Source organism: Aquabacterium sp. OR-4 (assembly GCF_025290835.2).
Taxonomy (GTDB): domain Bacteria; phylum Pseudomonadota; class Gammaproteobacteria; order Burkholderiales; family Burkholderiaceae_C; genus Pseudaquabacterium.
Genome location: NZ_JAOCQD020000001.1, coordinates 339,314 through 365,623, shown reverse-complemented (window position 1 = coordinate 365,623; position 26,310 = coordinate 339,314). Strand labels below are relative to the sequence as shown.

The 26,310-nt window shown below is 72.9% G+C and carries 25 protein-coding genes; 11 read left to right on the top strand and 14 right to left on the bottom strand.

What is annotated here, in order from left to right:
- Positions 1-3: 3 nt before the first annotated feature.
- Complete coding sequence (locus N4G63_RS01485) at positions 4-966, bottom strand: LysR family transcriptional regulator (protein WP_260789127.1); 963 nt, start codon at positions 964-966, stop codon at positions 4-6.
- A 230-nt stretch (positions 967-1,196) separates the two neighbouring features.
- On the opposite strand from N4G63_RS01485, the gene N4G63_RS01480 reads away from it, so the two are divergent.
- Positions 1,197-1,598 (top strand): hypothetical protein, encoded by a 402-nt coding sequence (locus N4G63_RS01480; protein ID WP_260789128.1) that lies wholly within the window; start codon positions 1,197-1,199, stop codon positions 1,596-1,598.
- An 89-nt stretch (positions 1,599-1,687) separates the two neighbouring features.
- On the opposite strand, the gene N4G63_RS01475 is transcribed toward N4G63_RS01480, so the two are convergent.
- The gene (locus N4G63_RS01475) at positions 1,688-3,163 is read right to left on the bottom strand and encodes a M20 family metallopeptidase (protein ID WP_260789129.1); all 1,476 of its coding nucleotides are present in this window, start codon (positions 3,161-3,163) and stop codon (positions 1,688-1,690) included.
- 84 nt (positions 3,164-3,247) lie between these two features.
- Positions 3,248-4,165, bottom strand: a complete 918-nt coding sequence (locus N4G63_RS01470) for an alpha/beta hydrolase (RefSeq protein WP_314599261.1) — start codon at positions 4,163-4,165, stop codon at positions 3,248-3,250.
- A 103-nt stretch (positions 4,166-4,268) separates the two neighbouring features.
- Between N4G63_RS01470 and N4G63_RS01465 the strand changes: the two genes are divergently transcribed.
- The 6 genes from N4G63_RS01465 to N4G63_RS01440 all read left to right on the top strand — a co-directional run bounded on the left by N4G63_RS01465 (position 4,269) and on the right by N4G63_RS01440 (position 10,857).
- The gene (locus tag N4G63_RS01465) at positions 4,269-4,907 is read left to right on the top strand and encodes a hypothetical protein (protein WP_260789133.1); all 639 of its coding nucleotides are present in this window, start codon (positions 4,269-4,271) and stop codon (positions 4,905-4,907) included.
- A gap of 58 nt (positions 4,908-4,965) precedes the next feature.
- Positions 4,966-5,679, top strand: a complete 714-nt coding sequence (locus tag N4G63_RS01460) for a S1C family serine protease (protein ID WP_260789134.1) — start codon at positions 4,966-4,968, stop codon at positions 5,677-5,679.
- Positions 5,680-5,780: 101 nt separating this feature from the next.
- Positions 5,781-6,842 (top strand): efflux RND transporter periplasmic adaptor subunit, encoded by a 1,062-nt coding sequence (locus N4G63_RS01455; protein ID WP_260789135.1) that lies wholly within the window; start codon positions 5,781-5,783, stop codon positions 6,840-6,842.
- Positions 6,843-6,882: 40 nt separating this feature from the next.
- Positions 6,883-10,218, top strand: a complete 3,336-nt coding sequence (locus N4G63_RS01450) for an efflux RND transporter permease subunit (RefSeq protein ID WP_260789136.1) — start codon at positions 6,883-6,885, stop codon at positions 10,216-10,218.
- A 38-nt stretch (positions 10,219-10,256) separates the two neighbouring features.
- The gene (locus N4G63_RS01445) at positions 10,257-10,481 is read left to right on the top strand and encodes a YgaP family membrane protein (RefSeq protein WP_260789137.1); all 225 of its coding nucleotides are present in this window, start codon (positions 10,257-10,259) and stop codon (positions 10,479-10,481) included.
- A gap of 85 nt (positions 10,482-10,566) precedes the next feature.
- Complete coding sequence (locus N4G63_RS01440) at positions 10,567-10,857, top strand: metal-sensing transcriptional repressor (RefSeq protein ID WP_260789139.1); 291 nt, start codon at positions 10,567-10,569, stop codon at positions 10,855-10,857.
- Between the two features lie 85 nt (positions 10,858-10,942).
- Here N4G63_RS01440 and ubiA read toward each other — a convergent pair whose 3' ends face one another.
- The gene (gene ubiA / locus N4G63_RS01435) at positions 10,943-11,860 is read right to left on the bottom strand and encodes a 4-hydroxybenzoate octaprenyltransferase (protein ID WP_260789141.1); all 918 of its coding nucleotides are present in this window, start codon (positions 11,858-11,860) and stop codon (positions 10,943-10,945) included.
- A 62-nt stretch (positions 11,861-11,922) separates the two neighbouring features.
- Here ubiA and N4G63_RS01430 point away from each other — a divergent pair, with 62 nt between their 5' ends.
- Together N4G63_RS01430 and N4G63_RS01425 are read left to right on the top strand one after the other, a co-directional pair.
- A complete protein-coding gene (locus N4G63_RS01430) occupies positions 11,923-12,864 on the top strand; it encodes a pseudouridine-5'-phosphate glycosidase (protein WP_260789143.1) in 942 nt (313 codons plus the stop codon).
- 198 nt (positions 12,865-13,062) lie between these two features.
- Positions 13,063-14,625, top strand: coding sequence for a protein adenylyltransferase SelO (locus N4G63_RS01425; protein WP_260789144.1), 1,563 nt, complete (start codon positions 13,063-13,065; stop codon positions 14,623-14,625).
- A gap of 25 nt (positions 14,626-14,650) precedes the next feature.
- Here N4G63_RS01425 and N4G63_RS01420 read toward each other — a convergent pair whose 3' ends face one another.
- From N4G63_RS01420 to N4G63_RS01375, 10 genes are all read right to left on the bottom strand, one after another.
- On the bottom strand, positions 14,651-15,706 hold the full coding sequence (locus N4G63_RS01420) for a Bug family tripartite tricarboxylate transporter substrate binding protein (RefSeq protein ID WP_314599260.1): 1,056 nt from the start codon (positions 15,704-15,706) through the stop codon (positions 14,651-14,653).
- Positions 15,706-16,815, bottom strand: coding sequence for a porin (locus N4G63_RS01415; RefSeq protein ID WP_260789148.1), 1,110 nt, complete (start codon positions 16,813-16,815; stop codon positions 15,706-15,708). The genes N4G63_RS01420 and N4G63_RS01415 overlap by 1 nt, the downstream gene beginning before the upstream one ends.
- 53 nt (positions 16,816-16,868) lie before the next feature.
- Positions 16,869-17,768: a metal-dependent hydrolase gene (locus tag N4G63_RS01410; RefSeq protein ID WP_314599259.1), complete on the bottom strand. Its 900-nt coding sequence runs from the start codon at positions 17,766-17,768 to the stop codon at positions 16,869-16,871.
- Positions 17,752-18,735 carry a Bug family tripartite tricarboxylate transporter substrate binding protein gene (locus N4G63_RS01405; RefSeq protein ID WP_260789152.1) on the bottom strand — a complete coding sequence of 328 codons (984 nt, stop codon included), beginning with the start codon at positions 18,733-18,735 and terminating at the stop codon, positions 17,752-17,754. The genes N4G63_RS01410 and N4G63_RS01405 overlap by 17 nt, the downstream gene beginning before the upstream one ends.
- 94 nt (positions 18,736-18,829) lie before the next feature.
- Positions 18,830-20,119, bottom strand: coding sequence for a LysR family transcriptional regulator (locus tag N4G63_RS01400; RefSeq protein ID WP_314599258.1), 1,290 nt, complete (start codon positions 20,117-20,119; stop codon positions 18,830-18,832).
- 42 nt (positions 20,120-20,161) lie between these two features.
- Complete coding sequence (locus tag N4G63_RS01395; RefSeq protein WP_260789156.1) at positions 20,162-21,796, bottom strand: peptide chain release factor 3; 1,635 nt, start codon at positions 21,794-21,796, stop codon at positions 20,162-20,164.
- A 136-nt stretch (positions 21,797-21,932) separates the two neighbouring features.
- A complete protein-coding gene (locus N4G63_RS01390) occupies positions 21,933-22,451 on the bottom strand; it encodes a Dps family protein (RefSeq protein ID WP_260789157.1) in 519 nt (172 codons plus the stop codon).
- Between the two features lie 59 nt (positions 22,452-22,510).
- Positions 22,511-23,542 carry an ABC transporter substrate-binding protein gene (locus N4G63_RS01385; RefSeq protein WP_314599257.1) on the bottom strand — a complete coding sequence of 344 codons (1,032 nt, stop codon included), beginning with the start codon at positions 23,540-23,542 and terminating at the stop codon, positions 22,511-22,513.
- Between the two features lie 5 nt (positions 23,543-23,547).
- The gene (locus tag N4G63_RS01380; RefSeq protein ID WP_260789158.1) at positions 23,548-24,333 is read right to left on the bottom strand and encodes an ABC transporter permease; all 786 of its coding nucleotides are present in this window, start codon (positions 24,331-24,333) and stop codon (positions 23,548-23,550) included.
- The gene (locus N4G63_RS01375) at positions 24,330-25,196 is read right to left on the bottom strand and encodes an ABC transporter ATP-binding protein (RefSeq protein ID WP_260789160.1); all 867 of its coding nucleotides are present in this window, start codon (positions 25,194-25,196) and stop codon (positions 24,330-24,332) included. Before N4G63_RS01375 ends, N4G63_RS01380 begins: the two co-directional genes overlap by 4 nt.
- A gap of 111 nt (positions 25,197-25,307) precedes the next feature.
- Between N4G63_RS01375 and N4G63_RS01370 the strand changes: the two genes are divergently transcribed.
- Positions 25,308-25,769 carry a GNAT family N-acetyltransferase gene (locus tag N4G63_RS01370; RefSeq protein WP_314599256.1) on the top strand — a complete coding sequence of 154 codons (462 nt, stop codon included), beginning with the start codon at positions 25,308-25,310 and terminating at the stop codon, positions 25,767-25,769.
- Positions 25,756-26,310, top strand: a complete 555-nt coding sequence (locus N4G63_RS01365; protein ID WP_260789161.1) for a DUF924 family protein — start codon at positions 25,756-25,758, stop codon at positions 26,308-26,310. Before N4G63_RS01370 ends, N4G63_RS01365 begins: the two co-directional genes overlap by 14 nt.

Genomic DNA, 26,310 nt, shown 5'->3' with positions numbered 1-26,310 from the left:
GCCCTAGTCGCACCCGCCCGTCTCGCAGCCCGCCGCCGCCAGCCAGGGGTCGCGGTCTTCGCCGCCAAAGGCCTGCAGCAGAAAGTCCAGGAACACCCGGGTGCGGGCCGGCAGGTGCTTGCGCGTGGGCAGTGCGGCCCACAGGGTCAGCGAGAACAGGCGCCAGGCCGGCAGCACGCGCTCGAGCGCGCCTTCGAGCAGGGCGTCCTCGATCACGAACGACGGCAGGCCGGCCACGCCCAGCCCGTGCAGCGCACCGGCGTACATGGTGTCGGTGTGGTGGGTGGTGAGCAGCGGGCGGCGCGGCGGCACGGTGGTGGCGCTTTCCAGGCCGCTGCCGTCGGCCCGCGGGCGCTGGAAGGTGATGCCGCGCTGCAGGTCGCTGATTGGCGGCAGCAGCGTGTCGTGCCGGGCCAGATCGTCGGGATGGTCCGGGCGGCCGTGGCGGGCCAGGTACTCGGGCGCGGCGCACAGGATGACCTCGGTGCGCGCCAGCCGCCGCGCCACGAAGTCGCCCTGCAGCGGCAGCCGGCTGGACAGCAGCGTCAGGTCGAAGCCCTCGTCCATCGTCTCCACCGGGCCGGGCGAGTGCAGCTCCACGCTCACCTGCGGGTAGCGCGCATGGAAGGCCGGCAGCAGCTTGGCCAGCTGGTGCACGGCCAGCGCCGGCGGCGTCAGCACGCGCAGGTGGCCGCGAGGCTCCTGCGTGTCGCGGCTGGCGGCGGCACTGGCGTCGTCCACATCGGCCAGGATCTGGCGTGCGCGCTCCAGGTACTCGGTGCCCACCTCGGTGAGCGTCAGCCGGCGCGTGGTGCGCTGCATCAGGCGGGCACCGAGCTGCTCTTCCAGCTCGGCCACCAGGCGCGTCACCACCGGTGGTGTGAGGTCCAGCGCGCGCGCCGCAGCGGCAAAGCCGCCTTCGTCGGCCACGCGGGCAAACACGCGCATGGCGCGCAGCTGGTCCATGGGATCTCCGGGTTCAGATTGCCGCCAGATGACAGCCAGATTACTGCGATGTTCGTTATCAACGAGCCATCTAAGCTTCACATCATTCCATGAAATGGAATGGTGCATTCGAGCCTGGCCGCTGTTTCAGCCTGGGGTAACTACCTAAAGTTGAGCCCATCGACACACCGGCGCCACCCACCCGAGGCGAGCCCGGTGTCCTTGCCACCCTGCTGACTCAGGAGCCCATCATGACCGTTCGTTCGACCCTGCTCACCGCCGCCACTGCCGCCGTTGCCCTGCTGGGCGCCGCCACCTGCCAGGCCGCCACCACGACCGACTGGTACCCCGCCGGCGAGGGCGAGGTGATCCAGCACAGCCAGCCGCTGCGCAGCACCCTGAGCCGCGCGCAAGTGGTGGCGCAGGTCGAAGCCGCCCAGCGCCAGCACACGCTGGCCGCCCCCGGCGAGCTGGTGAACCTGCCCGCGGCAACCACCGGCACGCCGACGCTGGCGCGCGCCGACGTCAAGCGCGACACCGTGGCCGCCGTGCGCGCCGGCCAGCTGCTGAGCGCCGGTGAAGCCCTGGCGGTGAACCGCCCGGCCGCACCGCGCGCCGCGGCCGCCGCCAAGACCACGGCCGCCGGTCAGTGAGCCCAGGCGGTCGGCCCGCGCGGGCCGGCCGCACGCCCTGCCCAGGGCGCCCCCCCACAGAGGGTGTGCCCCAGATGAGAGGCACCCCCTCAGGGCATGGCCGCAATGACCTGCGCCACGGCGGCGGTGAGCCGCTTGGCGTAGGGCACGTGCAGAAACTCGTTGGGCCCGTGGGCATTGCTCTTGGGGCCCAGCACGCCGCAGACCATCATCTGCGCAGCCGGAAAGCCCTGCTGCAGCATGTTCATCAGCGGGATCGTGCCGCCCTGGCCGATGTAGCCCGTTGGCGCGCCGTAATGCGCCAGGCTGGCCTCGTTGAGCGCGCGCTCCAGCCAGGGTGACAGATCCGGTGCGTCCCAGCCGGTAGCACCCAGCTCGCCGGCGCGGCCATCGGGCTGGAAGGTCACCTTGGCCTGGTAGGGCGCGTTGTCTTCCAGCAGGGTCTTCAGTTTCAGGCTGGCCTCGTGGCCGTTCACCAGTGGCGGCAGGCGCAGGCTGAGCTTGAAGGCGGTGAAGGGCCGCAGCACGTTGCCCGCGCTCTTGAGCTCGGGAAAGCCATCGACCCCGGTCACGCTGAGCGTGGGCCGCCAGGTGCGGTTGAGCAGGGCCTGCACCGGGTCTTGCGTCATCGGCAGCACCGGCTGGCCCTCGGCACCGCAACTCCAGGGGTAGGACTTGAACACCGCGTCGCCCAGCGTGGCCGCCGCAGCCTGGGCCTGGGCCACGCGGCCGGCCGGAACCTGGCAGTGAAAGGCCTCGGGCAGCAGCCGGCCGGTGGCCGAGTCTTCCAGCCGGTCGAGCACATGGCGCAGGATGCGAAAGCTCGACGGCACCACGCCGCTGGCATCGCCCGAGTGCACGCCCTCGGTGAGGATCTCCACCTTCAGCACGCCCGAGACCATGCCGCGCAGGCTGGTGGTGAGCCACAGCTGGTCGTAGTTGCCGGCGCCCGAATCCAGGCACACCACCAGGCTCACCTGGCCCAGGCGGGGGCGCAGCAGGTCCAGGTAGGGCGGCAGATCGTGGCTGCCGCTTTCCTCGCAGGTTTCGATCAGACCGACGATGCGCGGGTGCGGCAGGTTCTGCGCCTTCAGCGCCTCGACCGCGGTGATGGCGGCGTAGATGGCGTAACCGTCGTCGGCGCCACCGCGGCCGTAGAGCAGGCCGTCCACGTACTTGGGTGTCCACGGGCCCAGGCCGGCACGCCAGCCATTGAACTCGGGCTGCTTGTCGAGGTGGCCGTACATCACCACGGTGTCGGTCGATCCCGCCTTGGTGGATTCGATCTCGAAAAAGATCACCGGCGTGCGGCCATCCAGGCGGATGACCTCCAGCGTCAGGCCGGGCAGCTTGCGCGCCTCCACCCACTGCGCGGCGTCGCGCACCACGCGCTCGATCAGGCCGTTCTTCTGCCAGTCGGCATCGAACATCGGGCTCTTGGCCGGCACCGCGATGTAGTCGGTCAGCGCGGGCAGCAGGGCCTCGTCCCAGCGGCGGCTGGCAAAGGCGCCCAGCGCGGTGGCTTCATCGGGTTGCAGGGGTTGCAGCGGATCGCGGGCGTTCATGGGCGTTCCTGTCGAAGGGGCTGGGGCCGTTGTGGGGCCCGGTCGGCGGATGGCAGGCCGCGGATCGGCGGCCCGGCCCTCAGTTTAGGACGCGGCCTGTGCCGACACCACCGAGGTTGACACCGTCGGCGACACCGCGGGCCGCCCCCCCGGCAGCGGCGCAAACCGCGCCTGCAGCCAGGTGGTCAAGTCGGCCAGCACGCGGGCCTGCTCGGGCTCGTTGAAGATCTCGTGCGCCAGGCCGGGGTAGGCGGTGGCCTGCACCCGGGCTGCCGGCGCCGCGGCGGCAAAAGCGGCACTGCCGCGCGGCGCCACGCAGCGGTCGGCACCGGCGTACAGCAGGCAGGTGGGCGTTGCCCACTGCGCGGCGCACGCCCGCACCTGGGCGCCGGCATCCAGCATGAAGCGCACCAGGCGCGGCGCAATGCGCCCGTGCACCAGCGGATCGGCCTGGTAGGCGCGCACCACGGCCGCGTCGCGGCAAATCCAGTCGGGCTTCAGGCCGTTGGCCACGCCCAGCCCGGGCGCGATCGGCCCCAGCACGGCCAGCAGCGCCTTCTGCGCCAGGTTCATGCCCAGGTCGAGCGCCGGCGAGGACATCACCAGCGCATCCACGGCCTGCCACCAGGGTGCCGGCCGCCGGGCCAGGCCCTCGGCCACGAAGCGGCCCGCCACCAGGCCACCCAGGCTGTGGCCCAGCAGCAGCAGCGGAACGCCGGGCTGCCCGGCGCGCACCTGGGCCAGCACCGCGCCCAGATCGGCCAGCAGGCTGTCGGCTGTGGGGATCACGCCGCGCGGGCCCTGGCTGCGGCCATGGCCGCGGTGGTCGTAGGCCATCACGTCGAAGCCGCAGCCGGCCAGGTGCCGCGCCACATGGGCGTAGCGGCCGCTGTGCTCGCCCAGGCCGTGCACGATGAGCACCTGGCCACGCAGCGGCGCGGTGGCGGGCACGCGCGGCGCCAGATGCAGTGCGCAGGCATCGGCAGTGACAAGCTCGGTCATCGGTTCAGTGTAGGCGGGCGGGTGGCCGCCGGCACCGGGGGGCGCGGCCTACACTGGCCGCCGCATCCACCCTGAGCGCACGCGGCCGCCGCGCTGCCCGCCCATGCCCCAGCGCCTGCCCCAGGCCCAGCCCCAGCGCCTGCCCCTGCAGATTGCCGCCGCCCTGGCCTTGGCCACGCTGGCGGGCTGCACCAGCCTGCCCGAGGCGGTGCTGCCCGACTACCCCGCACCGGCCCCGGGCCAGCCCTGGGCGCGGCTGAGCCTGCGCGCCGCGGTGCCGGGCAATGACCGCTTCGCGCTGCGGGTGCTGGCCGACGAGGCGCAATGCCAGCAGGCCCAGCGCCTGACCGGTGGCACGCCCCAGCAGCCAGCCTTGCCGGCGCGCCTGGCGGCCGGCCAGCGCGTGACGCTGGAGTTCGTCGTGCACCGCAGCGGCCAGACGGCCTGCAGCGTGCGCTGGAGCTTCACGCCGCGCGCCGACCGCCTGTACCTGGTGCAGGGCATGACCGTGGCCGATGGCTGCCCGGCCCAGTTGCTGGACACCACCCAGCCCGAGCGCGCCAGCCCGCCGGCCGACCTGCTGCTGCGCAGCACGGCCACCCAGGCCTGCGTGCCGCTGGCGCAGGCGCAGGCCGCTCGCGCGCAGGCGGCCTCGCCGATCCGCGGCGGCCAGGTGAACGGCGAGGCCGTGTTGAACCCGCGCGCCACCACCGACGATCTGCGTGGGCTGATCCGGCCATGAGCGCGCCGGGCCGCTCGCAGGCGCGCATCCCGCAGCGCACGGCGCCGAGGGTGGTTCAGTGAGCGCGCGCCACGCCAGCCGCCGCGCCCCGCCAGGCGTCATCCGCCGCGCCCTCCCGGGCCTGCTGCTGGCCGCGGCGCTGCCGGCCTGGGCCCTGACGCCCGCCGAGCTGTTTGCGCAGGTGGCGCCCAGCGTGTGGCGGGTGCAGACCTTCGACCGCGACGGCCTGCCGCTGGGCCAGGGCAGCGGCGTGGTCACCGGCCACGCCGAGCTGGTGACCAACTGCCATGTGCTGGCCCGGGCGCAGCGCGTGCAGATCCGCCGCGACGGCCTGCCGCAGCCGCTGCCCGCCCGCCTGGCGCGCTGGGATGTGCAGCGCGACCTGTGCCAGCTCTCGGTGCCCGGTCTGGCCGCGCCGCCGGTGCGCCTGGGCCGCGCCGACCAGGCCGCGGTGGGCCAGGCGGCCTACACCGTGGGCCATCCCAAGGGGCTGGACCTGACCCTGGCCGCCGGCCTGGTGTCGTCGATCCGCCGCAACGACGCCGGCCAGCTGGTGCTGCTGCAGACCTCGGCCGCCATCTCGGGCGGATCGTCCGGCGGCGCGCTGTTCAACGAACAAGGCGAGCTGCTGGGCCTGACCACGCTGGGCATCTTTGGCGCCGACAGCCAGAACCTGAACTTCGCCATTCCCGCCGAGTGGATCCTGGACCTGCCGCGCCGGCACGAGGCCGCGCGTGCGGCAGCCCGCGCCGCCGCCGCCGCCAGCCGCTGATTCAGCCCTGCCACAGGGTGTGGTCTTGATACCCCTTGGGGGTATGCGATAAGATACCCCCTATGGGTATCAATCACCGCCATTCCTCTGCCGCCGGCCTGATGGCCGTCGCCCTGCTGTTCGCGGCACTGGCCGCTGCACCGGCCGGGGCTGCCACGCCGGTGGCCACCGTGCCGGCCCGCGGCGGCACGGCCAGCGGCGCGATGTCGCTCGACGGCGTGCTGCAGCCGGTGCGCCAGGCCACGCTGGCCGCCCAGGTGGGCGGCAATGTGGTGGCGCTGCAGGTCAAGGCCGGCGACCGGGTGAAGGCCGGCCAGCCGGTGGCCCGCGTGGACGAGCGCGAGCTGCAGGCCGGCGTGCTGCGCAGCGAGGCCGGCGTGGCGCAGGCCGAAGCCGAGTGGCGCAATGCCCGGCTGGCGGCCGAGCGGGCGCGCGAGCTGCGCGGCCACGGCTTCGTCAGCCAGGCCGCGCTCGATCAGGCCGACACCGCGCTGAAGGCCGCCCAGGCCGGCCTGGCCCAGGCCCAGGCCGGGCGCACCCAGGCCAGCCTGGTGCGCGGCTTCAGCACCATCAGCGCACCGTTTGACGCCGTGGTGCTGGCCACCCATGTGCAGGCCGGCGACCTGGCCACGCCGGGCCGGGCCATCGCCACCGTCTACGCCCCCGGCGCGCTGCGCGCCGTGGTGCAGGTGCCGGCCTCGCTGGCCGCTGCGGCCCGCGGCGCGCAGCAGGTGCAGGTGGAGCTGGCCGACGGCCAGCGCATCACGCCGGTGGCGCGCCAGCTGCTGCCGGGCGCCGATGCCGTGTCGCAAACCGTGGAATGGCGGCTCGATCTGCCGGCCGGGCTGGCCTCGCGCGCCACCACCGGCCAGCCGCTGCTGCCGGGCCAGCAGTTGCGCGTGCACTTCGCGGGCGCGACGCCCGCCGCAACGGCAGCGGCCGCCCAGACCCCGCTGGTGCTGCCCGCCGCTGCCGTGCTGCGCCGCGGCGAGCTGAGCGCGGTATATGTGGCCCAGGGCACGCGCTTTGTGCTGCGCGCGGTGCGCACCGGTGCCAGCCGGGGTGCCGACGGCATCGAGATCCTGGCCGGCGTGAAGCCCGGCGAGCGCGTGGCGGCCGACGCCGTGCGCGCCGGCCTGGCCGACGCCAGCCCCGCGCCGTGAGCCGCCCGCCGCCCCCGCCGACTCCACCGACACCCAGGCCATGAGCGATACCCCGACCCCCATCAGGCCGGCCGACGCCGCCGCGCCGCGCCTGGGCGTGGCCGGCCGCCTGGCCGCGGCCTTCCAGGCCAATGCCCTGACCCCGCTGCTGGCCCTGGTGGCGCTGCTGCTGGGCCTGTTTGCGGTGCTGGTGACGCCGCGCGAGGAAGAACCGCAGATCAACGTCACGATGGCCAATGTGCTGATCCCCTTCCCGGGGGCCAGCAGCGCCGATGTGCAGGCCATGGTGGCGCGGCCGGCTGAACAGGTGCTGGGCCAGATCGCCGGCATCGAGCACACCTTCTCGGTGTCGCGCCCCGGCCTGGCGGTGCTGACCGTGCAGTTCAAGGTGGGCGTGCCGCGCACCGAGGCGCTGGTGCGCCTGTACGACGTGCTCAATGCCAACCAGGACTGGCTGCCCGCCGCTGGAAGCGGCGCGGGCGCCTCGGGCCTGGGCACGCTGGCGCCCATCGTCAAGCCCAAGGGCATCGACGACGTGCCGGTGCTGGGCATCACGCTGTGGGCCGACGACGCGCGCAGCGCGCTGCAGCTGCAGGCCGTGGCGCACACGCTGGAGGCCGAGTTGAAGCGCGTGCCCGGCGCGCGCGAGGTGCAGACCATTGGCGGCCCCGGCCGCGTGGTGGAGGTGGCGCTCGACCCGACCCGGCTGCGCGAGCGCGGTGTGGACATCCTGCGCCTGAAGGCCATGCTGGCGGCAGCCAATGTGGGCATGCCCGCCGGCAGCGTGATCGACACCCAGGGCCGCGGCGGCCTGCTCGCGGTGCAGACCGGCGAGTTCCTGGCCTCGGCCGACGAGGTGGCCGGCCTGGTGGTCGGCAGCCATGCCGGCCGCCCGGTGTACCTGCGCGAGGTGGCCACGGTGCGCGACGGCGCCGCGCAGCCGCAGCGCCATGTGTGGTTCACCCCCGGTGCGGGCCAGGCCGCCACGGCGCCGGCAGGGGCGGCCAGCATGCCGGCCGGCACGGTGGCGCCGGCCGTCACCGTCACCGTGACCAAGAAGCCCGGCGAGAACGCCGTGGACGTGGCTGCCGGCGCCCGCGCGCGCCTCGACCAGCTGCGCAACACCGTGCTGCCCGAGGGCGTGCACGCCAGCATCACCCGCGACTACGGCGAGACCGCCGCCGAGAAGGCCAACAAGCTGATCCAGAAGCTGGGCTTCGCCACCGCCTCGGTGATCCTGCTGGTGGGCCTGGCGCTCGGCCGGCGCGAGGCGGTGATCGTCGGCGCGGCGGTGATCCTCACGCTCACGGCCACGCTGTTCGCCAGCTGGGCCTGGGGCTTCACGCTCAACCGCGTGAGCCTGTTCGCACTGATCTTCTCGATCGGCATCCTGGTCGACGACGCCATCGTGGTGGTCGAGAACATCCACCGCCACCAGCAGCTCGCGCCGGGCCAACCGCTGCGCCAGATCATCCCGGCGGCGGTGGACGAAGTGGGCGGTCCCACCATCCTGGCCACGCTGACCGTCATCGCCGCGCTGCTGCCGATGGCCTTCGTGTCGGGCCTGATGGGCCCGTACATGAGCCCGATCCCGATCAACTCGAGCCTGGGCATGGCGCTGTCGCTGGCCATCGCCTTCACCGTCACGCCCTGGCTGGCGCTGAAGCTGATGAAACCGGTGGCCGCCCACGGCAACGGCAACGGCCATGGCGGCGCGGCCCAGGGCATGGCCGGCCGCCTGACGCGCCTGTTCGAGCGCCTGCTGCGCCCGCTGCTGGCCAGTGCGCGCAAGCGCTGGCTGCTGCTGGCCGGCATCCTGGCGGCGCTGGCGCTGTCGGTCGGCCTGGCGATCGTGCAGTGGGTGGTGCTGAAGATGCTGCCCTTCGACAACAAGAGCGAGTTCCAGCTCGTCGTCGAGATGCCCGCCGGCACACCGCTGGAAGACACCGCCGCCACGCTGCAGGCGCTGGCCGCGCACCTGGCCGCGCAGCCCGAGGTGCGGGATCTGCAGGGCTATGCCGGCACGGCCAGCCCGATCACCTTCAACGGCCTGGTGCGCCAGTACTACCTGCGCGCCGAGGCCGAGCAGGGCGACCTGCAGGTCAACCTGGTCGACAAGCGGCACCGCCAGGAACAGAGCCATGCCATCGCGCAACGCCTGCAGCCGGCGCTGATCGCCATCGCGCAAGCGCACGGCGCGCGCCTGAAGCTGGTGGAGGTGCCGCCCGGCCCGCCGGTGCTCAGCCCGCTGGTGGCCGAGGTCTACGGCCCCGATGAAGCCGGCCGCCAGCGCGTGGCCGCCGCGGTGGCCCGGGCCTTTGCCGCCGCGCCCGACATCGTGGGCATCGACAGCACGCTGAAGGAGGACGCGCCGCGCGCCTTCCTGCGCGTGCAGCGTCAGCGCGCCGAGAGCCTGGGCATCCCGGTGGCCCAGGTGGCGCAGACGGTGCAGGCCGCGCTGTCGGGCACCGACGCCGCCTGGCTGCACGACGGCAGCACCTACCCGGTGCCGGTGCGCCTGCAGCTGCCGCGCGAGGCCCAGGTGGGGCTGGACGCGCTGCTGGCCCTGCCGATGCTGGCCGCCAACGGCCAGCAGGTGCCGCTGTCGGAGCTGGTGCGCGTGGAGCGCGGCGTGATCGACAAGCCGCTGTTCACCAAGGATCTGCAGGGCGTGAGCTACGTGCTGGCCGATGTGGGCCAGCGCAGCGCAGGCAAGGCGGCCACGTTGCCCGACTCGCCGCTGTACGGCCTGGCCGCCATCCGCCCGCAGCTGGCGGCGCTGACGCTGGGCCATCCGCTGGACGAGTACTGGATCCGCCAGCCGGCCGACCCCTACCGCGCCTATGCGCTGAAGTGGGACGGCGAGTGGCAGATCACCTACGAAACCTTCCGCGACATGGGCGCCGCCTATGCCGTGGGCCTGGTGCTGATCTACCTGCTGGTGGTCGCTCAATTCAGGAGCTACACCACGCCGCTGATCATCATGGCGCCGATCCCGCTCACCATCATCGGCGTGATGCCCGGCCATGCGCTGCTGGGCGCGCAGTTCACCGCCACCAGCATGATCGGCATGATCGCGCTGGCCGGCATCATCGTGCGCAACAGCATCCTGCTGGTCGACTTCATCGAACTGCAGGTGGCCCAGGGCCTGGGCTTTCAGGATGCGGTGGTGGCCTCGGCCGCGGTGCGCGCGCAACCCATCGCGCTGACGGCGCTGGCGGCCATGATCGGCGCGCTGTTCATCCTCGACGACCCCATCTTCAACGGCCTGGCCGTGGCGCTGATCTTCGGCATCCTGGTCGCCACGCTGCTGACGCTGGTGGTCATCCCGGTGCTTTATTACGCCGTGTACCGGCGCCGACACGAAGGCGCCTGAGGCGCCGCCCCATGCCTTCAATCCCCTGGAGTCACACCATGACCATCGAACGCTGGATCCGCGTCATCGCGGGCACCTTCATCATGATCTCGCTGCTGCTGGGCGTGGAGGGCAGCCCGCTGTTCGTCAGCCCCTGGGCGCTGGCCTTCACCGCCTTCGTCGGCGCCAATCTGTTCCAGTTCGGCTTCACCAACGTCTGCCCGCTGGCCATCGTGCTGAAGAAGCTGGGCGTGCCCGCGTCGCGCGCCGCCTGCAACAGCTGACGACACACTGGGCACACGCCGGCCGTTGCAGTTGGCGACAATGGCCCGCTCTGCATCACCCTTGCCGGCTCCGGAGGCCTGCACCATGGCGAAGTTCACCGACGAAAGCGCACGCACCGATCTGCTCAACCGCCTGAAACGGGCCGAAGGCCAGCTGCGCGGCATCCAGCGCATGATCGAAGGCGGCGAACCCTGCCTCGACATCGCCGGCCAGATGGCCGCCGTGCGCAAGGCCCTCGACAGCGCCTATGTGCGCATGACGGTGTGCTTCATGCAGCAGGAGCTGCACAGCCGCCTGTCACCCGACGCCAAGCGCGAAGCCGAGTTGAGCGCCGTGCTCGACGACGTGCAAACCCTGCTGGGCAAGCTGCGCTGAGCCGCCCGGCCAACCCACCCGCTCAACCCACCCGCTGAACCCACCCACCATGACGCGCCCGGGCCGCGGCGTCATGCGCGCCTGGTCAGCGCAGCGCCAGATCCAGCACCACGCCGGCAAACACCGCCAGGCCCAGCCAGTGGTTCTGGCGAAACGCCCGAAAGCAGCCCTCGCGCGAGCGCTCGCGGATCAGCGTGTAGTGCCACAGCGCCTGGGCCGCGGCCACGCCGATGCCGGCCATGAACGGCAGCCCCAGCCCCAGCGCATGGCCGATGGCCGCCCATGAACCCAGGTAGGTGGCGTAAAAGCCCATCACCGCGGCCACGTCCCAGCGGCCCAGGGTGATGGCCGAGGTCTGGATGCCGATCTTCAGGTCGTCGTCGCGGTCGACCATGGCGTACTCGGTGTCGTAGGCCAGCACCCAGAACAGATTGCCCAGCAGCAGCCACCAGGCATGCGCGGGCACGGCCGCCGGCACGCTGGCCAGCGCCCAGTCACGCCCGCCCTGGGCGGCCGAGAAGGCCATCGGGATGCCGAACGAGAAGGCCACACCCAGCACCGCCTGCGGCATGCTCACCAGGCGCTTGGCATAGGGATAGGCCAGCGCGATGGCCAGCGCCGCGAACGACAGCCAGATGGTGGGCGGGTTGGTGCTGAGCACCAGCACAAAGGCCGCCATTGCCAGCACGGCGCCCAGCTTCAGCGCCTCGGCCACGCCCACCCGGCCGCTGGTGACCGGGCGCTGCGCGGTGCGCTTGACATGGCGGTCGAACTCGCGGTCGGCCACGTCGTTGACGCAGCAGCCGGCCGAGCGCATCAGCACCGTGCCCAGCGTGAACACCACCAGCAGATGCCAGCCTGGAAACCCGTCGGCGGCGATCCACAGCGCGCTGAGCGTGGGCCACAGCAGCAACAGCCAGCCGGCCGGGCGGTTCCAGCGGATCAGGTCCAGGTACAGCGGCAGGCGCGGCAGGCGCGGCGGGGTGGCGGCAGGGGTCGGCATGGGCGGCAAATTGTGGCACCGCGTGCCGACCGGGCCGGCCCGCACGCCGACAATCGGCGCCGATGAGCCCCACCCTGAACCCCCTGCTCGACATCCACCCCGAGGTGGCCGAGGCCCTGGCGGCCGGCCGGCCGGTGGTGGCGCTGGAATCCACCATCATCAGCCACGGCATGCCCTGGCCCGACAACGCCCGCACCGCGCTGGCGGTGCAGGCCGAGGTGCGCGCCCACGGCGCCGTGCCGGCCACCATCGCGGTGATCGACGGCCGCCTGAAGGCCGGGCTGGATGCCGCGCAGATCGAGCGCCTGGGCCAGGCCGGCCAGGCCACCGCCAAGGCCAGCCGGCGCGACCTGCCGCTGCTGGTGGCCGGCGTGATGGCCGGCGGCACCGGCGCCACCACGGTGGCGGCCACGATGATCATCGCCGCGCTGGCCGGCATCCGCATCTTTGCCACCGGCGGCATTGGCGGCGTGCACCGCGGCGCCGAGACCAGCCTGGACATCTCGGCCGATCTGCAGGAGCTGGCGCGCACGCCGGTGGCCGTGGTGTGCGCCGGCATCAAGAGCATTCTCGATCTGGGCCTGACGCTGGAGTACCTCGAGACCCACGGCGTGCCGGTGATCGGCTATGGCACCGACCGTCTGCCGGCCTTCTACAGCCGCGACAGCGCGTTTGGCGTGGACGCCCGGCTCGACAGCCCGGCCCAGGTGGCCGCGGTGATGCAGGCGCAATGGGCGCTGGGCTTGCGCTCTGGCCTGGTGGTGGCCAACCCGGTGCCGGCCGAACACGCCATGCCGCGCGAGACCATCGACGCCGCCATCACCCAGGCCCTGGCCGAGGCCCAGGCGCAGGGCGTGGCCGGCAAGGCCGCCACGCCCTTTTTGCTGGCACGGGTGAGCGCGCTCACCGGCGGGCAAAGCCTGGCCAGCAACATCGCGCTGATCCTGGCCAACGCGCGGCTGGCGGCGCAGGTGGCGGTGGCGCACGCCGCGGCCGGCGGCTGACACCCGCGCATCCGCCCGCCGCCCAATCCCCCCGGCGCCAGGAGGACATGCCTGCGCCGGCCGCCGCCCGCGCCGCCTGGGGCTCACCATCGCGCCTGACCTCGCGCCTGACCTCGCGCCTGACCTCGCGCCGCACCCGCCCGCCGATCCCCACGCCCACGCCCACGCCCTGCCCACGCCCTGCCCACGCCCTGCCCCATGCCGCTACCGCCCATCGCCTTTGACAACAGCTACGCCCGCGAGCTGCCCGGCTTCTACACCGCCTGGCCGCCGGTGCCGGCGCCGCAGCCGCAGCTGCTCAAACTCAACCACGCGCTGGCCGCCGAGCTGGGGCTGGATGCCGCCGCGCTGGCCTCGGCCGACGGCCTGGCCGTGCTGTCGGGCCAGGTGGTGCCGGCTGGCGCCGAGCCGCTGGCCCAGGCCTATGCCGGGCACCAGTTTGGCGGCTTCTCGCCGCAGCTGGGCGATGGCCGTGCGCTGCTGCTGGGCGAGCTGATCGACCGCCACGGCCGGCGCCGCGACTGGGCTTTCAAGGGCTCGGGCCGCACACCCTATTCACGCGGCGGCGATGGCAAGGCCGCCGTGGGCCCGGTCTTGCGCGAGTACCTGATGGGCGAGGCCATGCACGCCTTGGGCATCCCCACCACCCGGGTGCTGGCGGCGGTGGCCACCGGCGAGCCGGTGCAGCGCGACCGGGTACTGCCCGGCGCCCTGCTCAACCGCATTGCGGCCAGCCACATCCGCGTGGGCACCTTCCAGTTCTTTGCCGCGCGCGGTCGGCACGATGACGTGCAGCGCCTGGTGGCCTACACCCTCGCCCGCCACGACCCCGAGCTGCAGGGCACCGAGCCGCCAGCGCTGGCCCTGCTGCGCGCGATGGCCGAGCGCCAGGCGGCGCTGATCGCGCAGTGGATGGGCGTGGGCTTCATCCACGGCGTGATGAACACCGACAACATGACGCTGTCGGGCGAGACCATCGACTACGGCCCCTGCGCGTTCATGGAGCAGCACGATCCGGCGGCGGTGTTCAGCTCCATCGACCACGGCGGGCGTTACGCCTATGGCCAGCAGCCGCTGATCGCGCGCTGGAACATCGCCCGCCTGGCCGAATGCCTGCTGCCGCTGATCGACCCCGACGCCGACCGCGCGGTGGCCGCCGCCACCGCGGTGATCGACGCCTTCCCGGCCATGTACGCGGCCCGCTGGCTGGCGGTGATGCGCGCCAAGCTGGGCCTGGCCGGCGACGCGCCCGAGCACGACGAGGCCGACCGCACGCTGGCCGAGGCCTGGCTGGCGCTGCTGCAGGCCCAGGGCGCCGACCACACGCTGGCCTTTCGTGCGCTGGCTGATGCGGTGGACGGTGCAGCGGGCGTTGCGGTGGGCGACGCGGTGGCCGATCACGCCGCGCCAAGCGCCCGGATCTCGGGTGTGCCCGCCACCCACACACTGCAGCAGCTGCTGCCCGAGGCCCCCGCGCGCGAGGCCTGGCTGGCCCGCTGGCGCGCGCGCCTGGCGCAGCAGCCGCAAGCGGCCGGTGGCCACGCCGCGGCGCTGTGCCGCGCCAATCCGCTGTACATCCCGCGCAACCACCGGGTGGAGGCGGTGCTGACGGCGGCCATCGAGCACGCCGACCTGAGCCCCTTCGACGAGCTGCTGGCCGTGCTGCAGCGCCCGTTCGAGGCCCAGGCGGGCCACGCCGCCGATGCCGAGCCGGCAGCGCGCGAGCAGACGGCCTGCTACCAGACCTTCTGCGGCACCTGAGGCCCGGGCGGCCGGGCGCCGGGCCTTACTCGGGCTCGATGCGCGCCGTGCGGATCACCTCGCCCCAGCGCCGGATCTCGCCGTCCAGCAGGCGGGCCATGTCGGCCGGCGCGCTGGCGGCCGGGCGCATGCCCAGCTTGGCCAGGCGCTCCTGCACGGCCGCCTGGCCCAGCGCCTCGCGCACGGCCTGGTTCAGCGTGGCGATCACCTCGGGTGGCGTGCCGGCCGGCGCGGCCAGGGCGTTCCACGAGGCCACGTTGTAGCCGGCCACACCGGCCTCGGCGACGGTGGGCGCGTCGGGCAGGGCCGGGTTGCGCCGGTCGGACGACACCGCCAGCACCCGCACCGCACCGGCCTGCACCTGGGCCACCATCGGCCCCAGGATCTCGAAGGCGACATCGATCTCGCCGCTGCGCAGCGCGTTCACCACCGCCGGGCTGGCCTTGTAGGGCACCACGGTCAGGTCGATGCCGGCCACCGTCTCGAACAGCTTGGCCGCCAGGTGCTGGGTGCTGCCCACGGCGATGGTGCCCACGTTCAGCCGCCCGGGCTGGGCGCGGGCGGCGGCCAGCAGATCTTTCAGCGACTGCAGGCGCGAGCCGGCGCCGGTGAAGACACCGATGTCGAAGAAGCCCAGCGTGCTGATCGGCGCAAAGTCGCGCCGCGTGTCGTAGGGCAGCTTGCGGAACAACCCCACGCTCACCGCATGGCCGTTGCTCATCAGCAGCAGGGTGTGGCCATCGGGCCGGGCGGTGGCCACGGCCTGGCTGGCCACGATGCTGCCGGCGCTGGGGCGGTTGTCCACCACCACCGGCTGGCCCAGGCGGCGGGCCATGGCCTCGCCCACGGCGCGGGCGGTGATGTCGGCAATGCCGCCGGGCGCAAAGGGCACCAGCAGCGTCATCGGGCGCTCGGGAAAGCGCTCGGCCGCGCGGGCGCTGCCGGTGGCGGCCAGCAGCGCGCTGGCGCCGGCCTGCCCGAGCAGGGCGCGGCGTTGCGGGTCGGGCCGGTCGGGAGACTGGTCGAGCTGCGGGTCGAGCTGCGGGTCGGGGCGCAGGGTGGGGTGCGGGCGTCGGGTCATCAGAAGCGGTGGCGCAGGCCGAAGGTGGTGCCGGTCTGGGTGCCGGTGGTGCCCATGAAGGCGGGCTTGGCGTAGCCGCCGGCCACCCGATTCTGGTCGAGGCCGCCGTACACGTCACTGCGCTTGCTGAAGCGGTAGCTGGCCTGCACCCAGCTCACGCGGCGCGAGCCGGTCAGCGCCGCACTGCCGCGCTGGCGGTCGTCCAGGTGCTGAACGCTCAGCGTCACCAGCGGGTGCAGCTCGACATTGGCGCCCAGCGCCCACACGGTGTTCTTCTGCAGGCTGATCGCCGCCTTGCGCTGCATCAGGCCGCCAAACAGGCTCAGCGTGCCGTTCAGCCGGTAGTTGCCGCCCAGCGCCGCGATCTGGCGTGTCTCGGTGCCGGCGCGGTTGTTCATCTGCTGCACCACGCCGCTCAGCGACCAGGCGCCCTGGCTGTAGCCCGCACCCAGGGCCCAGGCGCTGTTGGCGCTGTCGCCGCGGGTCTGCTCGCCGAAGGTGCGCGAGGCCACCAGCTCCACGCCGGCCACTTTGCCGTCCAGCCGCAGCAGGTTGTCCTGGCGCGGCACATGGTGGCTGCTGAACAGCGAGAAGGCCGGGTGGTTGGGGTTGCCCAGCGGCTGCCAGCGCACCGCCATCTCGTGCGCCACGGTGTACTGCCGGCCCAGCGTGATGCCGCCCAGCGGGCCGCGCAGGTTCACGAAGCTCTGGCGGCCGAAAAAGCGGCTGGCCGCGGCGTCCACGCCGTAGTCGGCCGCGGCGGCCGCGGTGGCCAGCGTGGCGCTGCCGGTGCCCAGGTCGATGCCGCCCTCCAAGGTGAAGCCGGCCGACAGGCCGCCGCCCAGGTCCTCGCGGCCGCGAAAGCCCAGGCGGCTGCCGGTCATCACGCCGTCCTCCATCGACGTGAGCGACGCGCGGCTGGCGGCGGCGTTGCTGGCGTGGCGCAGCGCCGCGTCCATCAGCCCGTAGATCACCACGTTGCCGGTGGCGGGTGGCGACTGCGGCTGCGACTGCGACTGCGGCTGCGCGTGCGCGGCGGGGCTGCACAGGCCCAGGGCGGCCAGGGCCGCCGCCGCCACACGGGCTGGGCGGCAATGCGGATGGGTCATGTTTGTCTCCTCGAATTCTTGTGGTGTGGGGTCAAGGGCCAACGGCCGGCCGGCTAAAAGCGCATCGGCGCTCCGGGTACGGCCACGATCACGCGCACCGGGCTGGCGCCCATGGCCTCGACAAAGGCCTGCGCCGTGCCGCGCGCCAGCGGGTTGGCGCCGTAGTGCATGGGGATCACGGCGGCCGGGCGGATCAGCTCCTTCACGGCCCAGGCGGCGTCGTCGGGGTCCATCGTGAAGTTGCCGCCGATGGGCACCAGCGCCAGGTGCGGCCGGTAGCGCTCGCCGATCAGGCGCATGTCGCCGAACACCGCGGTGTCGCCGGCGTGGTAGATGCGAAAGCCGTTCTCGAGCGTGATGATCCAGCCCAGCGGCTCGCCGCCGGGCTGGGTTTCGTCCTTGCCGGTCAGCGGGTTGCGAAAGACATAGATCGACGAGTGCTCGGCGCGCACCGCCGTCACGGTGATGCCGGGCACCGGCGTCACGCTGCCGCCCTTGTTCATGCGCGGCAGCTGGGCCGCCGGCAGCAGGCCCAGGGTGGCGAGGCTTTGCGCCAGATCGCCCGGCGCGCGCAGCGCCACCTGGTAGTGCTGGGCCAGCGCCACCGCGTCGGCCATGTGGTCGAAGTGGCCGTGGCTGACCAGCAGCACGTCGAGGCGGCCAAACACCTCCAGCTGCTTGAAGGCCGGCGGCGTGAGCGGGTTGGTGCGCAGCCACGGATCGGTGACGATCACCTTGCCGCCGGGCGAGACGATGCGAAAGGCCGACTGGCCCAGCCAGGTCAGCTCCACCGCGCCGGCCGGCCCGCTCAGGGCCGCCGGGCCGGGCGTGCCCGGGCCCGGCAGGCCCGGCCCGGCACAGGCGCTCAGTGCGGCCAGCGCCGCCGCGCCACCGCCCAGCAGCAGCTGGCGGCGCCCCGGGCCGCCGCTGCGGCGCTCAATCGGGCTTGACATTGGCGGCCCGGGCCACTTCGGCCCAGCGGGGAATCTCCTTGCGGATCAGCGCGGCAAAGGCCTGCGGCGTGCCCGGTGCCGGCACGGCGCCTTCCACGGCCAGCTGCTGGGCCACATCGGGCAGGGCCAGGGCCTTGTTGACCTCGGCGTTCAGCCGCGCCACCAGCGCGGCCGGCGTGCCTGCCGGGGCCACGAGGCCGTACCACTGGTCGGCTTCGAAGCCGGCATGCCCGCTCTCGGCCACGGTGGGCACATCGGGCAGCGAGGGCAGGCGCTGGGCGCTCGATACCGCCAGCGCGCGCAGGCGGCCGCTGCGGATGTGGCCGATCACGGCCGGCGACCCGGTGAAGGTGCAGTCCACCTGCCCGGCCAGCACATCGGTGACCGACGGCGCCGTGCCGCGGTAGGGGATGTGGGTCATGAACACCTGGGTGCGCAGCTTCAGCGCCTCGAAGCCGATGTGGGCCGCACTGCCGTTGCCGCCCGACGAATAGGTCAGGCTGCCGGGCCGGGCGCGGGCCGCGGCCACCAGGTCCTTGAGGCTCTTCCACGGCGCATCGGCCTTGACCACCAGCACATTGGGCACGCGCGCCACATAGGCCACCGGCACAAAGCTGGTCAGCGGGTCGTAGCCTAGCTTGGGGTAGATGGCCGGGTTGACCGCCAGCGTGCCGATGTGGCCCATCAGCAGCGTGTTGCCGTCGGCCGCGGCCTTGGCCACCTCGCTGGCGCCCAGCGAGCCGCCGGCGCCGGGCTTGTTGTCGACCAGCACGTTGACGCCCAGCGCGGCCGCCAGCTTGGGCGCCAGCGCACGCGCCAGGATGTCGGTGCTGCCACCGGGCGTGAAGGGCACCACCAGGCGGATGGGCCGCGGCGCCTGGGCGCGCGCCGGGCCGGCGCCAAGCCAGCCGGCGCCGGCCAGGGCCAGCAGGTGTCGGCGGCGCAGGGCCGCGAAGCAGGACGTCATGGAATGGGCAGACCTCGGAAACCGGACGCCGGAACTGTCGGCGATCCAGCGTCGGCCGGCCCTGCGTCCTGCCCGCGCAGCCCTTGCGTTCTGCCTATGGCGGCCCGATGGCCCGGCCGCCGGCCACGGTGGCCTGCAGCTGCGCGATCACCTGGGCACAGGCCGACGAGGCCAGCGCATGGCGGCGCTGCGTGATGCCGATCACCCGCTCGGACTGCGGCAGCGGCGCCGACGCCCAGGCCAGCAAGCCGGCCTCGACATCGGCCTGGGCCTGCCAGGGCGACATCAGCGTCACATGGTCGCTGCCGCGCAGCAGCGAGCGCACCACCGCCGTGCTGTGGGCGCGCAGCGTGACCCGCGGTGGCGGCAGGCCGGCCAGCGCGAACAGGCGGTCGAAAACCTGGAAGGCCGGCGTGCCGGCCAGCGGCCCGATCCACGGGTACGAGGCCAGGCGCCGCAGGCTGGTGAGACGGCGACCGGCCAGCGCCGGGTGGCCGCGGCGCGCCACGGCAACGAAGCGGTCGGTGAACAGCGGTGTCTCGGCCAGGTCGGCGGCGGCACCGGCGCCGCGCAGCGGGCCCACCAGCAGGTCGATCTCGGCCTGGCGCAGCAGCTGCACCAGCGACTCGTAGGTGCCGTCCTTGACCACCACGCCCAGGCCCGGCCGGCGCGCCAGCAGCGCGCCCACTGCGCTGGGCAGCAGCACCTCGCCGGCCATCGGCAGCGCACCCAGCACCAGGGTGGCGCCCGGGCGGCCGGCCTCGCGCTCGCCGTCGCCGGCCAGGTCGTCGCGGCCGATCCGCAGCTCGGCCAGCACCAGCCGAAAGCGCTGCTGCAGCCAGTCGCCGTCTTCGTTCAGGCGCCAGCCCTGGCGGGTGCGTTCGGTCAGCGGCAGGCGGGTCAGGTGGGTCAGGCGGCGCAGCGCCTCGTTCAGCGAGGGTTGCGACAGCCCCAGCGCCGCCGCGGCGGCGCTCTCGCTGGCATGCTCGCCGCGGGCGATCAGCGCGCGCATCAGCGCGTCGCTCACCTGGCGCGGCAGGGCCTCCACCGCCGGGCCGGCACCGCGGCTGCGCAGGCCCTGGGCGGCCTCACGCAGCAGCGCCAGGGCGCGCTCGGCCCGCAGCACGCACAGCTGGCCGGCGGTGGTGGGGGCCATGCCCAGCGCGCCGCGCTCGAACAGGCGCTGGCCCAGCTCGCTCTCAGCCGCCTGCACGGCGCGCGACACGGCGGCGGGCGACAGGTGCAGCTGCCGCGCCGCGCCGCCCAGGCTGCCCGCGGCGGCCACGGCCGCCACCGCGCGCAGGCTGCGCAGCGACGGGGCGGGCGGCCCGCCGGTGCCGCCGGTGCCGCCGGTGCCGCGGGGGCTGCTGCGGGTGCCGCTCATGCCGCTCATGGGCGCCGGTAAAAAGGCAACCGGCGCCGGGGCTCAGCCGTCGATCTGCTTCTGGAACACCAGCCCCGCGTGCTCGCGCAGCGCGTGGAACTTGATCTTCGGCCAGTTGGCCTCGATGGCGCGCAGCTCGGGCGCGTATTCCACCAGCAGCGTGGGCGCGTTCACCGCGTCGTAGGCCATGCGGTGGCTGTTGGCATCGATGAAGCGGTTGAGCTCGCGCTCGTCGGCCGCCGCGCCGTCGCCGGTCTCGCAGGTCACCCAGCGCGCGATCTGGAAGCGGCAGGGGCTGATGCGCGCCTTGCAGCTGTATTCGTGCTCGAGCCGGTGGGCCACCACCTCGAACTGCAGCTGACCCACCGCGCCCAGCATCAGCACGCTGCCGGCCACCGGCTTGAAGACCTGGATCGCGCCTTCTTCGCCCAGCTGCTGCAGGCCGGCCTTGAGCTGCTTGGTCTTGAGCGGGTCGGCCACCTCGACCATGCGGAACATCTCGGGCGCGAAGAAGGGCAGGCCGGTGTACTGCAGCGCCTCGCCCTCGGTGAGCGTGTCGCCCAGCTGCAGCACGCCGTGGTTGGGGATGCCGATGATGTCGCCGGCAAAGGCTTCATCGAGCAGCTCGCGCTTCTGGCTCATGAAGGTGACCACGGTGTTGGGCCGCAGCGTCTTGCCGCTACGCACCACCTTCAGGTTCATGCCGCGCTCGAACTTGCCCGAGGCCACGCGCAGGAAGGCGATGCGGTCGCGGTGGGCCGGATCCATGTTGGCCTGGATCTTGAACACCACGCCGGTGAACTTGGCCTCCTCGGGGTGCACGGTGCGCTGGATGGCGGTGCGGTCACCGGGCGGTGGGGCCAGGTCCACCAGGGCATCCAGCACCTCCTGCACGCCGAAGTTGTTGACCGCCGAGCCGAAGAACATCGGCGTCTGGCGGCCGGCCAGGAAGGCGGCTTCGTCGAAGGCCGGCGCGGCGTCGCGCACCAGCTCGATCTCGCCGGCGGCCTGCTCGAAGGCGCTGCCAAAGCGCTGGGCCAGCGCCGGGTTGGCGATGCCGTCGACGATCTCCTCGGTGCCGGCCACGCGGTCTTCACCGGGGGTGAACACGCGCATCTGGTCCTTGCGCAGGTCGAGCACGCCGCCGAACACCTTGCCCATGCCCACCGGCCAGGTAAAGGGCACCACGGTCATGCCCAGCTCGCGCTCGATCTCGTCCATCAGCGCCAGCGGCTCCTGCACCTCGCGGTCGAGCTTGTTCACGAACGTGAGGATGGGCGTGTTGCGCGCCCGGCAGACCTGCAGCAGGCGCCGCGTCTGCGGCTCCACGCCGTTGGCCGCGTCGATCACCATCAGCGCCGCGTCCACCGCGGTGAGCACGCGGTAGGTGTCTTCCGAGAAGTCCTGGTGGCCCGGGGTGTCGAGCAGGTTGATGACGCAGTCGCGGTACTCCATCTGCATCACCGAGCTGGCCACCGAGATGCCGCGCTGCTTCTCGATCTCCATCCAGTCGCTGGTGGCGTGGCGCGAGGCCTTGCGCGCCTTCACCGAGCCGGCGATCTGGATCGCGCCCGAGAACAGCAGCAGCTTCTCGGTGAGCGTGGTCTTGCCCGCGTCGGGGTGGCTGATGATGGCAAAGGTGCGCCGGCGGCGGACCTGGGGGGCGAGATCGGACATGGCGGGCTCAAATGCGCACGGCCCGCACAAGTGCGGGCCGCGGCAAGGTCGGGAGGCGGTGGCGCGATTATCGCCGCCGGGGCCGGGCACCGGGGCGCCGGGGCTGCGCGGCGCCACCGGGCGCCGCGGCGGCGGCTTACTCCTCCAGCAGCGAGCGCAGCATCCAGGCCGTCTGCTCGTGCACGGTCAGGCGCTGGGTCAGCAGGTCGGCGGTGGGCTCGTCGTTGGCGGCATCGGCCAGCGGAAAGATGCTGCGCGCGGTGCGCGCCACGGCCTCGTGGCCCTCGACCAGGATCTGCACCATCATCAGCGCCTTGGGCGGCGTGCCCGGCGCGTCGGGCAGCGAGGACAGGCTCTTGAACTGCGCATACGAGCCCGGCGCGGCATGGCCCAGCGAGCGGATGCGCTCGGCGATCGGATCGACCGCGTTCCACAGCTCGGTGTACTGCGCCATGAACATGGTGTGCAGGGTGTTGAACATCGGCCCCGTCACGTTCCAGTGGAAGTTGTGCGTGGTGAGGTAGAGCGTGTAGGTGTCGGCCAGCAGCTTGGACAGGCCGCCGGCAATGGCGCCGCGGTCTTTCTCGGTGATGCCGATGTTGATGAGCGGGCCGTTGCCGCCCGCGCTCGTGGACTTGGATTTGCCTTTGGCCATGGTGCGCAGCTCCTGGGGTTCGGTCAGGGGTTGAGGTTGCTGTTGCCAGTGTGCCGCGATCAGCGGCCGCCGAGCCGGGCCTTCACGTCCTGGCCGACGCTCTTGTTGACGAACTGCAAGGTGGCCACCTTCGACAGGTCCACCTCGCCGGGCTTGTACAGGCCGGCCTTGACCATCTGGCCGTAGAAGTCGGCAATGCGCGCGGCGTTCATCGCGCCCAGGCCCTTGGCCTGGGCCTCGCCGCTGTCGACGATGCCCTGGCTCTTCATCAGCGCCACGCTGGCCTCGATCTCGGCCTCGCTCATCTCGGGGTTGTCCTTCATCAGCAGCGCATTGGCGGGCTTGCGGTTGCCGTAGAGGTAGTTCACCCAGCCGATGATCGAGGCATCGACAAAGCGCTGCACCAGCTCGGGCTTGGCCTTCACGGTCTCGGTGCGCGCCTCGATCACCGTGCTGTAGGTGGAGAAGCCGTGGTCGGCCAGCAGGTGCACCACCGGCTTGAACCTGCCCTGGTTCTCGGCATAGATCGGCTCGGCCACCGAGTAGCCCTGCTGGATGGCCTTGGGGTTGGCCAGCCAGGGGGCCAGGTTGTAGTTGTAGGGCTTGAGCGCCTCGTCCTTGAAGCCGTGCACGGCCTTGAGCCACTGCCACCAGCTGAACTGGCCGTCCTTGGCCACCAGGGCCAGCGGCGCGTTCTTGAGGCTCTCGAACTTGTCGTAGCCCTGGCCGGGGTGGGCCATCAGCGCCTGCGGGTCTTTCTGGAACATGGCGGCCACCACCACGGTGGGCACCTTGTTCTTGACGTTGTCAAAGCTGTGCAGCAGGTTGCCGGTCATCAGGAAGTCGATCTTGCCGGCCGGCAGCAGCGGCCGGTTGTTGACCTGCGGGCCGCCCTGCTGGATGGTGACCTCGAGCCCGTGTTTCTTGTAGGTGCCGTCGGCCAGCGCCTGGTAGAAGCCGCCGTGCGCGGCCTGCGCCTTCCAGTTGGTGGCGAAGGTCACCTTGTCGTCGGCGCGGGCGGCGCCGTTGGCCAGCAGCAGGGTGGCGGCCGCGGTGGCCAGCAGCGTGAAGCGCATCGGGTGGTCCTTCATCGGGATCAGTCGGTTCGGCCGGATTCTGACGCGTGCCAGCGCCCCAGCACCCCGCGTGACAGGGCGTTGAACAGCGCAAAGATCATCACGCCGGTGGCCACCAGCAGCAGCAGGGCGGCAAACATCTTGGGCGTCTCGGTGCGAAAGCTGGCCTCGAGGATGCGCGAGGCCAGGCCCGTCTCGCGCCCGGCCGCGCCGGCCACCATCTCGGCCGACACCGCGCCGATCAGCGCCAGCCCGCCCGAGACCTTGAGCCCGGCGATGAAGTAGGGCAGCGCCGAGGGCACGCGCAGCAGCGCCAGGCGCTGCCAGGGCGTGGCGCGGTACAGGCGGAACAGGTCGCGCAGCTGCGGATCGGCCGCGCGCAGCCCGATCACGGTGTTGGACAGGATCGGAAAAAACGCGCTCAGCCAGGCACACAGCAGCAGCGCCGAGGTGGTGCTGTCCAGGTAGATCAGCATCAGCGGCGCCACCGCCATCAGCGGCGTCACCTGCAGCACCACGGCCAGCGGAAACAGCGCGCGCTCCAGCGTGGGCGAGAGCGCAAAGGCGCTGGCAATCAACACGCCGCCGGCGCAGGCCAGGGCCAGCGCGCCGAAGGTGATCTTCAGCGTGTACCACCAGCTGCCCAGCAGCGAGACACCGTGCTCGGCCAGCGACTGGGCGATGCGGCTGGGCGCCGGCAGCGTGTAGTCGGGGATGCCGGCCCAGCGCACGCCCAGCTCCCAGGCCAGCAGCAGGCCCAGCATCACGGCGGCGGGCAGCAGCGTGTGGGTGGCGGGGCGGTTCATGGGCGTGGGGCGGCGGCGGCGGCGGCGGCGGCGGGGGCAGCGGCAGTGGCAGGCACCGCCACCGGCTCGGCGGCCTCGGCCAGCGCCTGCGACAGCCCGCGGCAGGCGGCGGCAAATTCGGGCGTGTGGCGCCAGTCGGCCGGGCGCGGGTACGGTGCGTTGATCACCACCTCGGCCAGCACGCGGCCGGGGCGTGCGGCCATCACCAGCACGCGCTGGCTTAGGTACACCGCCTCGGCCACGCTGTGGGTGACGAACAGCGCCGCCAGCCGCTGCGCCTGCCACCACTGCAGCAGGTCGGCGTTCAGGCGCTGGCGGGTGATGTCGTCGAGCGCGGCAAAGGGCTCGTCCATCAGCAGCACGCGTGGCGCGGTGACCAGCGCGCGGGCGATGGAGGCCCGCATCTTCATGCCGCCCGACAGCTGGGCCGGGTAGGCGCCGGCAAAGTCGGCCAGGCCCACGCGGGCCAGCACCTCGGCCACGCGCGGCGTGGTCTGGCTGCGCCGCTGCCCCTGCAACTTCAGCGGCAGGGCCACGTTGTCGGCCACCGTGGCCCAGGGCATCAGCGTGGGCTCCTGGAACACGAAGGCCGTGGCCGCGTCGGCGCCGTGCTGGCGCGCCGGCGCGGCCACCGTGCCGGCATCGGCATCGTCCAGCCCGGCCACCAGGCGCAGCACCGTGCTCTTGCCGCAGCCCGAGGGCCCCAGCAGCGACACGAACTCGCCCGCGCGCACCGCCAGGCTCACCCCGGCCAGGGCCTGGGTGCCCTCGGTACGACCGCCGGCAAAGCGCTTGTGCACCTGGTGCAGGGCGATCAGCGGAGCGGGGTCGGGCGGCGCGGCGGCGGGAGAAGCATTCAGCACGGCGCGAGTTTGCCCGGTTTGCCGGCGGCGCCCGCGGCATGCGGTTTCAGTCGCTCGTCCGTCCTGCCGCGCGCCGGGCACGGGCGGGTGGTGTACGCGCAGAATGCGCGCATGTCCGAGCTGATCATTCGCCCCGTCGCCCCCACCGATTTCGCCGCCTGGAAGCCGCTGTGGGACGGCTACAACGCCTTCTATGGCCGCGAGGGCGCCACCGCCCTGCCCGACGAGGTGACGCAAGCCACCTGGGGTCATTTCTTCAACCCCGACGAGCCGGTGTTCGGCTGGGTGGCCGAGGTCGATGGTGAGCTGGTGGGTCTGTGCCACTGCCTGTATCACCGAAGCACCACGCGCCTGGCCCTCACCTGCTACCTGCAGGACCTGTTCACCGCGCCCACGCGGCGCCAGCAGGGCATTGGTCGCGCGCTGATCGAGGCGGTGTACGGCCAGGCCCGCGAGGCCGGCATCCAGCGCGTGTACTGGCAGACCCACGTGACCAACACCACCGGCCGGCGCCTGTATGACCAGGTGGCGCAGCACCACGGCTTCATCATCTACGCCCATGACGTCCGCTGACGCCACCGCCGCCGGCATCCTGCACTTCTGGTTCACCGACACCGCGCCCGCCCAGTGGTGGCGCGCCGATGCCGGCTTTGACGCACTGATCACCCAGCGCTACGGCGCCCTGCACCAGGCCGCCGCGGCCGGCGAGCTGGCCGCCTGGCGCGCCACGCCGCAAGGCCGGCTGGCCGAGGTGATCGTGCTCGACCAGTTCTCGCGCAACATCCACCGCGGCACGCCGCGCGCCTTTGCGCACGACGGCATGGCCCTGGTGCTGGCCCAGCATGCGCTGGCCGCCGCGGCCGATGCGGTGCTGGCGCCGGTGCAGCGTGCCTTCCTGTACCTGCCCTTCATGCACAGCGAGTCGCGCGCCATGCAGGCCGAGAGCGAGCGCCTGTACCGCGCGCTGGGCCTGGCGGGCAACCTCGATGCCGCGCTGCGCCACCGGGCCATCGTTGACCGCTTTGGCCGCTACCCGCACCGCAACGCCGCGCTGGGCCGCGAGTCCAGCGCCGACGAGCTGGCCTTTCTGCAGCAGCCCGGCTCGAGCTTCTGA

Bases quoted from the DNA above. Each gene is read 5' to 3' on its own strand.
- N4G63_RS01485 (WP_260789127.1), bottom strand. From the start codon at position 966: ATGGACCAGCTGCGCGCCATGCGCGTGTTTGCCCGCGTGGCCGACGAA.
- N4G63_RS01480 (WP_260789128.1), top strand. From the start codon at position 1,197: ATGACCGTTCGTTCGACCCTGCTCACCGCCGCCACTGCCGCCGTTGCC.
- N4G63_RS01475 (WP_260789129.1), bottom strand. From the start codon at position 3,163: ATGAACGCCCGCGATCCGCTGCAACCCCTGCAACCCGATGAAGCCACC.
- N4G63_RS01470 (WP_314599261.1), bottom strand. From the start codon at position 4,165: ATGACCGAGCTTGTCACTGCCGATGCCTGCGCACTGCATCTGGCGCCG.
- N4G63_RS01465 (WP_260789133.1), top strand. From the start codon at position 4,269: ATGCCCCAGCGCCTGCCCCAGGCCCAGCCCCAGCGCCTGCCCCTGCAG.
- N4G63_RS01455 (WP_260789135.1), top strand. From the start codon at position 5,781: ATGGCCGTCGCCCTGCTGTTCGCGGCACTGGCCGCTGCACCGGCCGGG.
- N4G63_RS01450 (WP_260789136.1), top strand. From the start codon at position 6,883: ATGAGCGATACCCCGACCCCCATCAGGCCGGCCGACGCCGCCGCGCCG.
- N4G63_RS01445 (WP_260789137.1), top strand. From the start codon at position 10,257: ATGACCATCGAACGCTGGATCCGCGTCATCGCGGGCACCTTCATCATG.
- N4G63_RS01440 (WP_260789139.1), top strand. From the start codon at position 10,567: ATGGCGAAGTTCACCGACGAAAGCGCACGCACCGATCTGCTCAACCGC.
- ubiA (WP_260789141.1), bottom strand. From the start codon at position 11,860: ATGCCGACCCCTGCCGCCACCCCGCCGCGCCTGCCGCGCCTGCCGCTG.
- N4G63_RS01430 (WP_260789143.1), top strand. From the start codon at position 11,923: ATGAGCCCCACCCTGAACCCCCTGCTCGACATCCACCCCGAGGTGGCC.
- N4G63_RS01425 (WP_260789144.1), top strand. From the start codon at position 13,063: ATGCCGCTACCGCCCATCGCCTTTGACAACAGCTACGCCCGCGAGCTG.
- N4G63_RS01420 (WP_314599260.1), bottom strand. From the start codon at position 15,706: ATGACCCGACGCCCGCACCCCACCCTGCGCCCCGACCCGCAGCTCGAC.
- N4G63_RS01415 (WP_260789148.1), bottom strand. From the start codon at position 16,815: ATGACCCATCCGCATTGCCGCCCAGCCCGTGTGGCGGCGGCGGCCCTG.
- N4G63_RS01410 (WP_314599259.1), bottom strand. From the start codon at position 17,768: ATGTCAAGCCCGATTGAGCGCCGCAGCGGCGGCCCGGGGCGCCGCCAG.
- N4G63_RS01405 (WP_260789152.1), bottom strand. From the start codon at position 18,735: ATGACGTCCTGCTTCGCGGCCCTGCGCCGCCGACACCTGCTGGCCCTG.
- N4G63_RS01400 (WP_314599258.1), bottom strand. From the start codon at position 20,119: ATGAGCGGCACCCGCAGCAGCCCCCGCGGCACCGGCGGCACCGGCGGC.
- N4G63_RS01395 (WP_260789156.1), bottom strand. From the start codon at position 21,796: ATGTCCGATCTCGCCCCCCAGGTCCGCCGCCGGCGCACCTTTGCCATC.
- N4G63_RS01390 (WP_260789157.1), bottom strand. From the start codon at position 22,451: ATGGCCAAAGGCAAATCCAAGTCCACGAGCGCGGGCGGCAACGGCCCG.
- N4G63_RS01385 (WP_314599257.1), bottom strand. From the start codon at position 23,542: ATGAAGGACCACCCGATGCGCTTCACGCTGCTGGCCACCGCGGCCGCC.
- N4G63_RS01380 (WP_260789158.1), bottom strand. From the start codon at position 24,333: ATGAACCGCCCCGCCACCCACACGCTGCTGCCCGCCGCCGTGATGCTG.
- N4G63_RS01370 (WP_314599256.1), top strand. From the start codon at position 25,308: ATGTCCGAGCTGATCATTCGCCCCGTCGCCCCCACCGATTTCGCCGCC.
- N4G63_RS01365 (WP_260789161.1), top strand. From the start codon at position 25,756: ATGACGTCCGCTGACGCCACCGCCGCCGGCATCCTGCACTTCTGGTTC.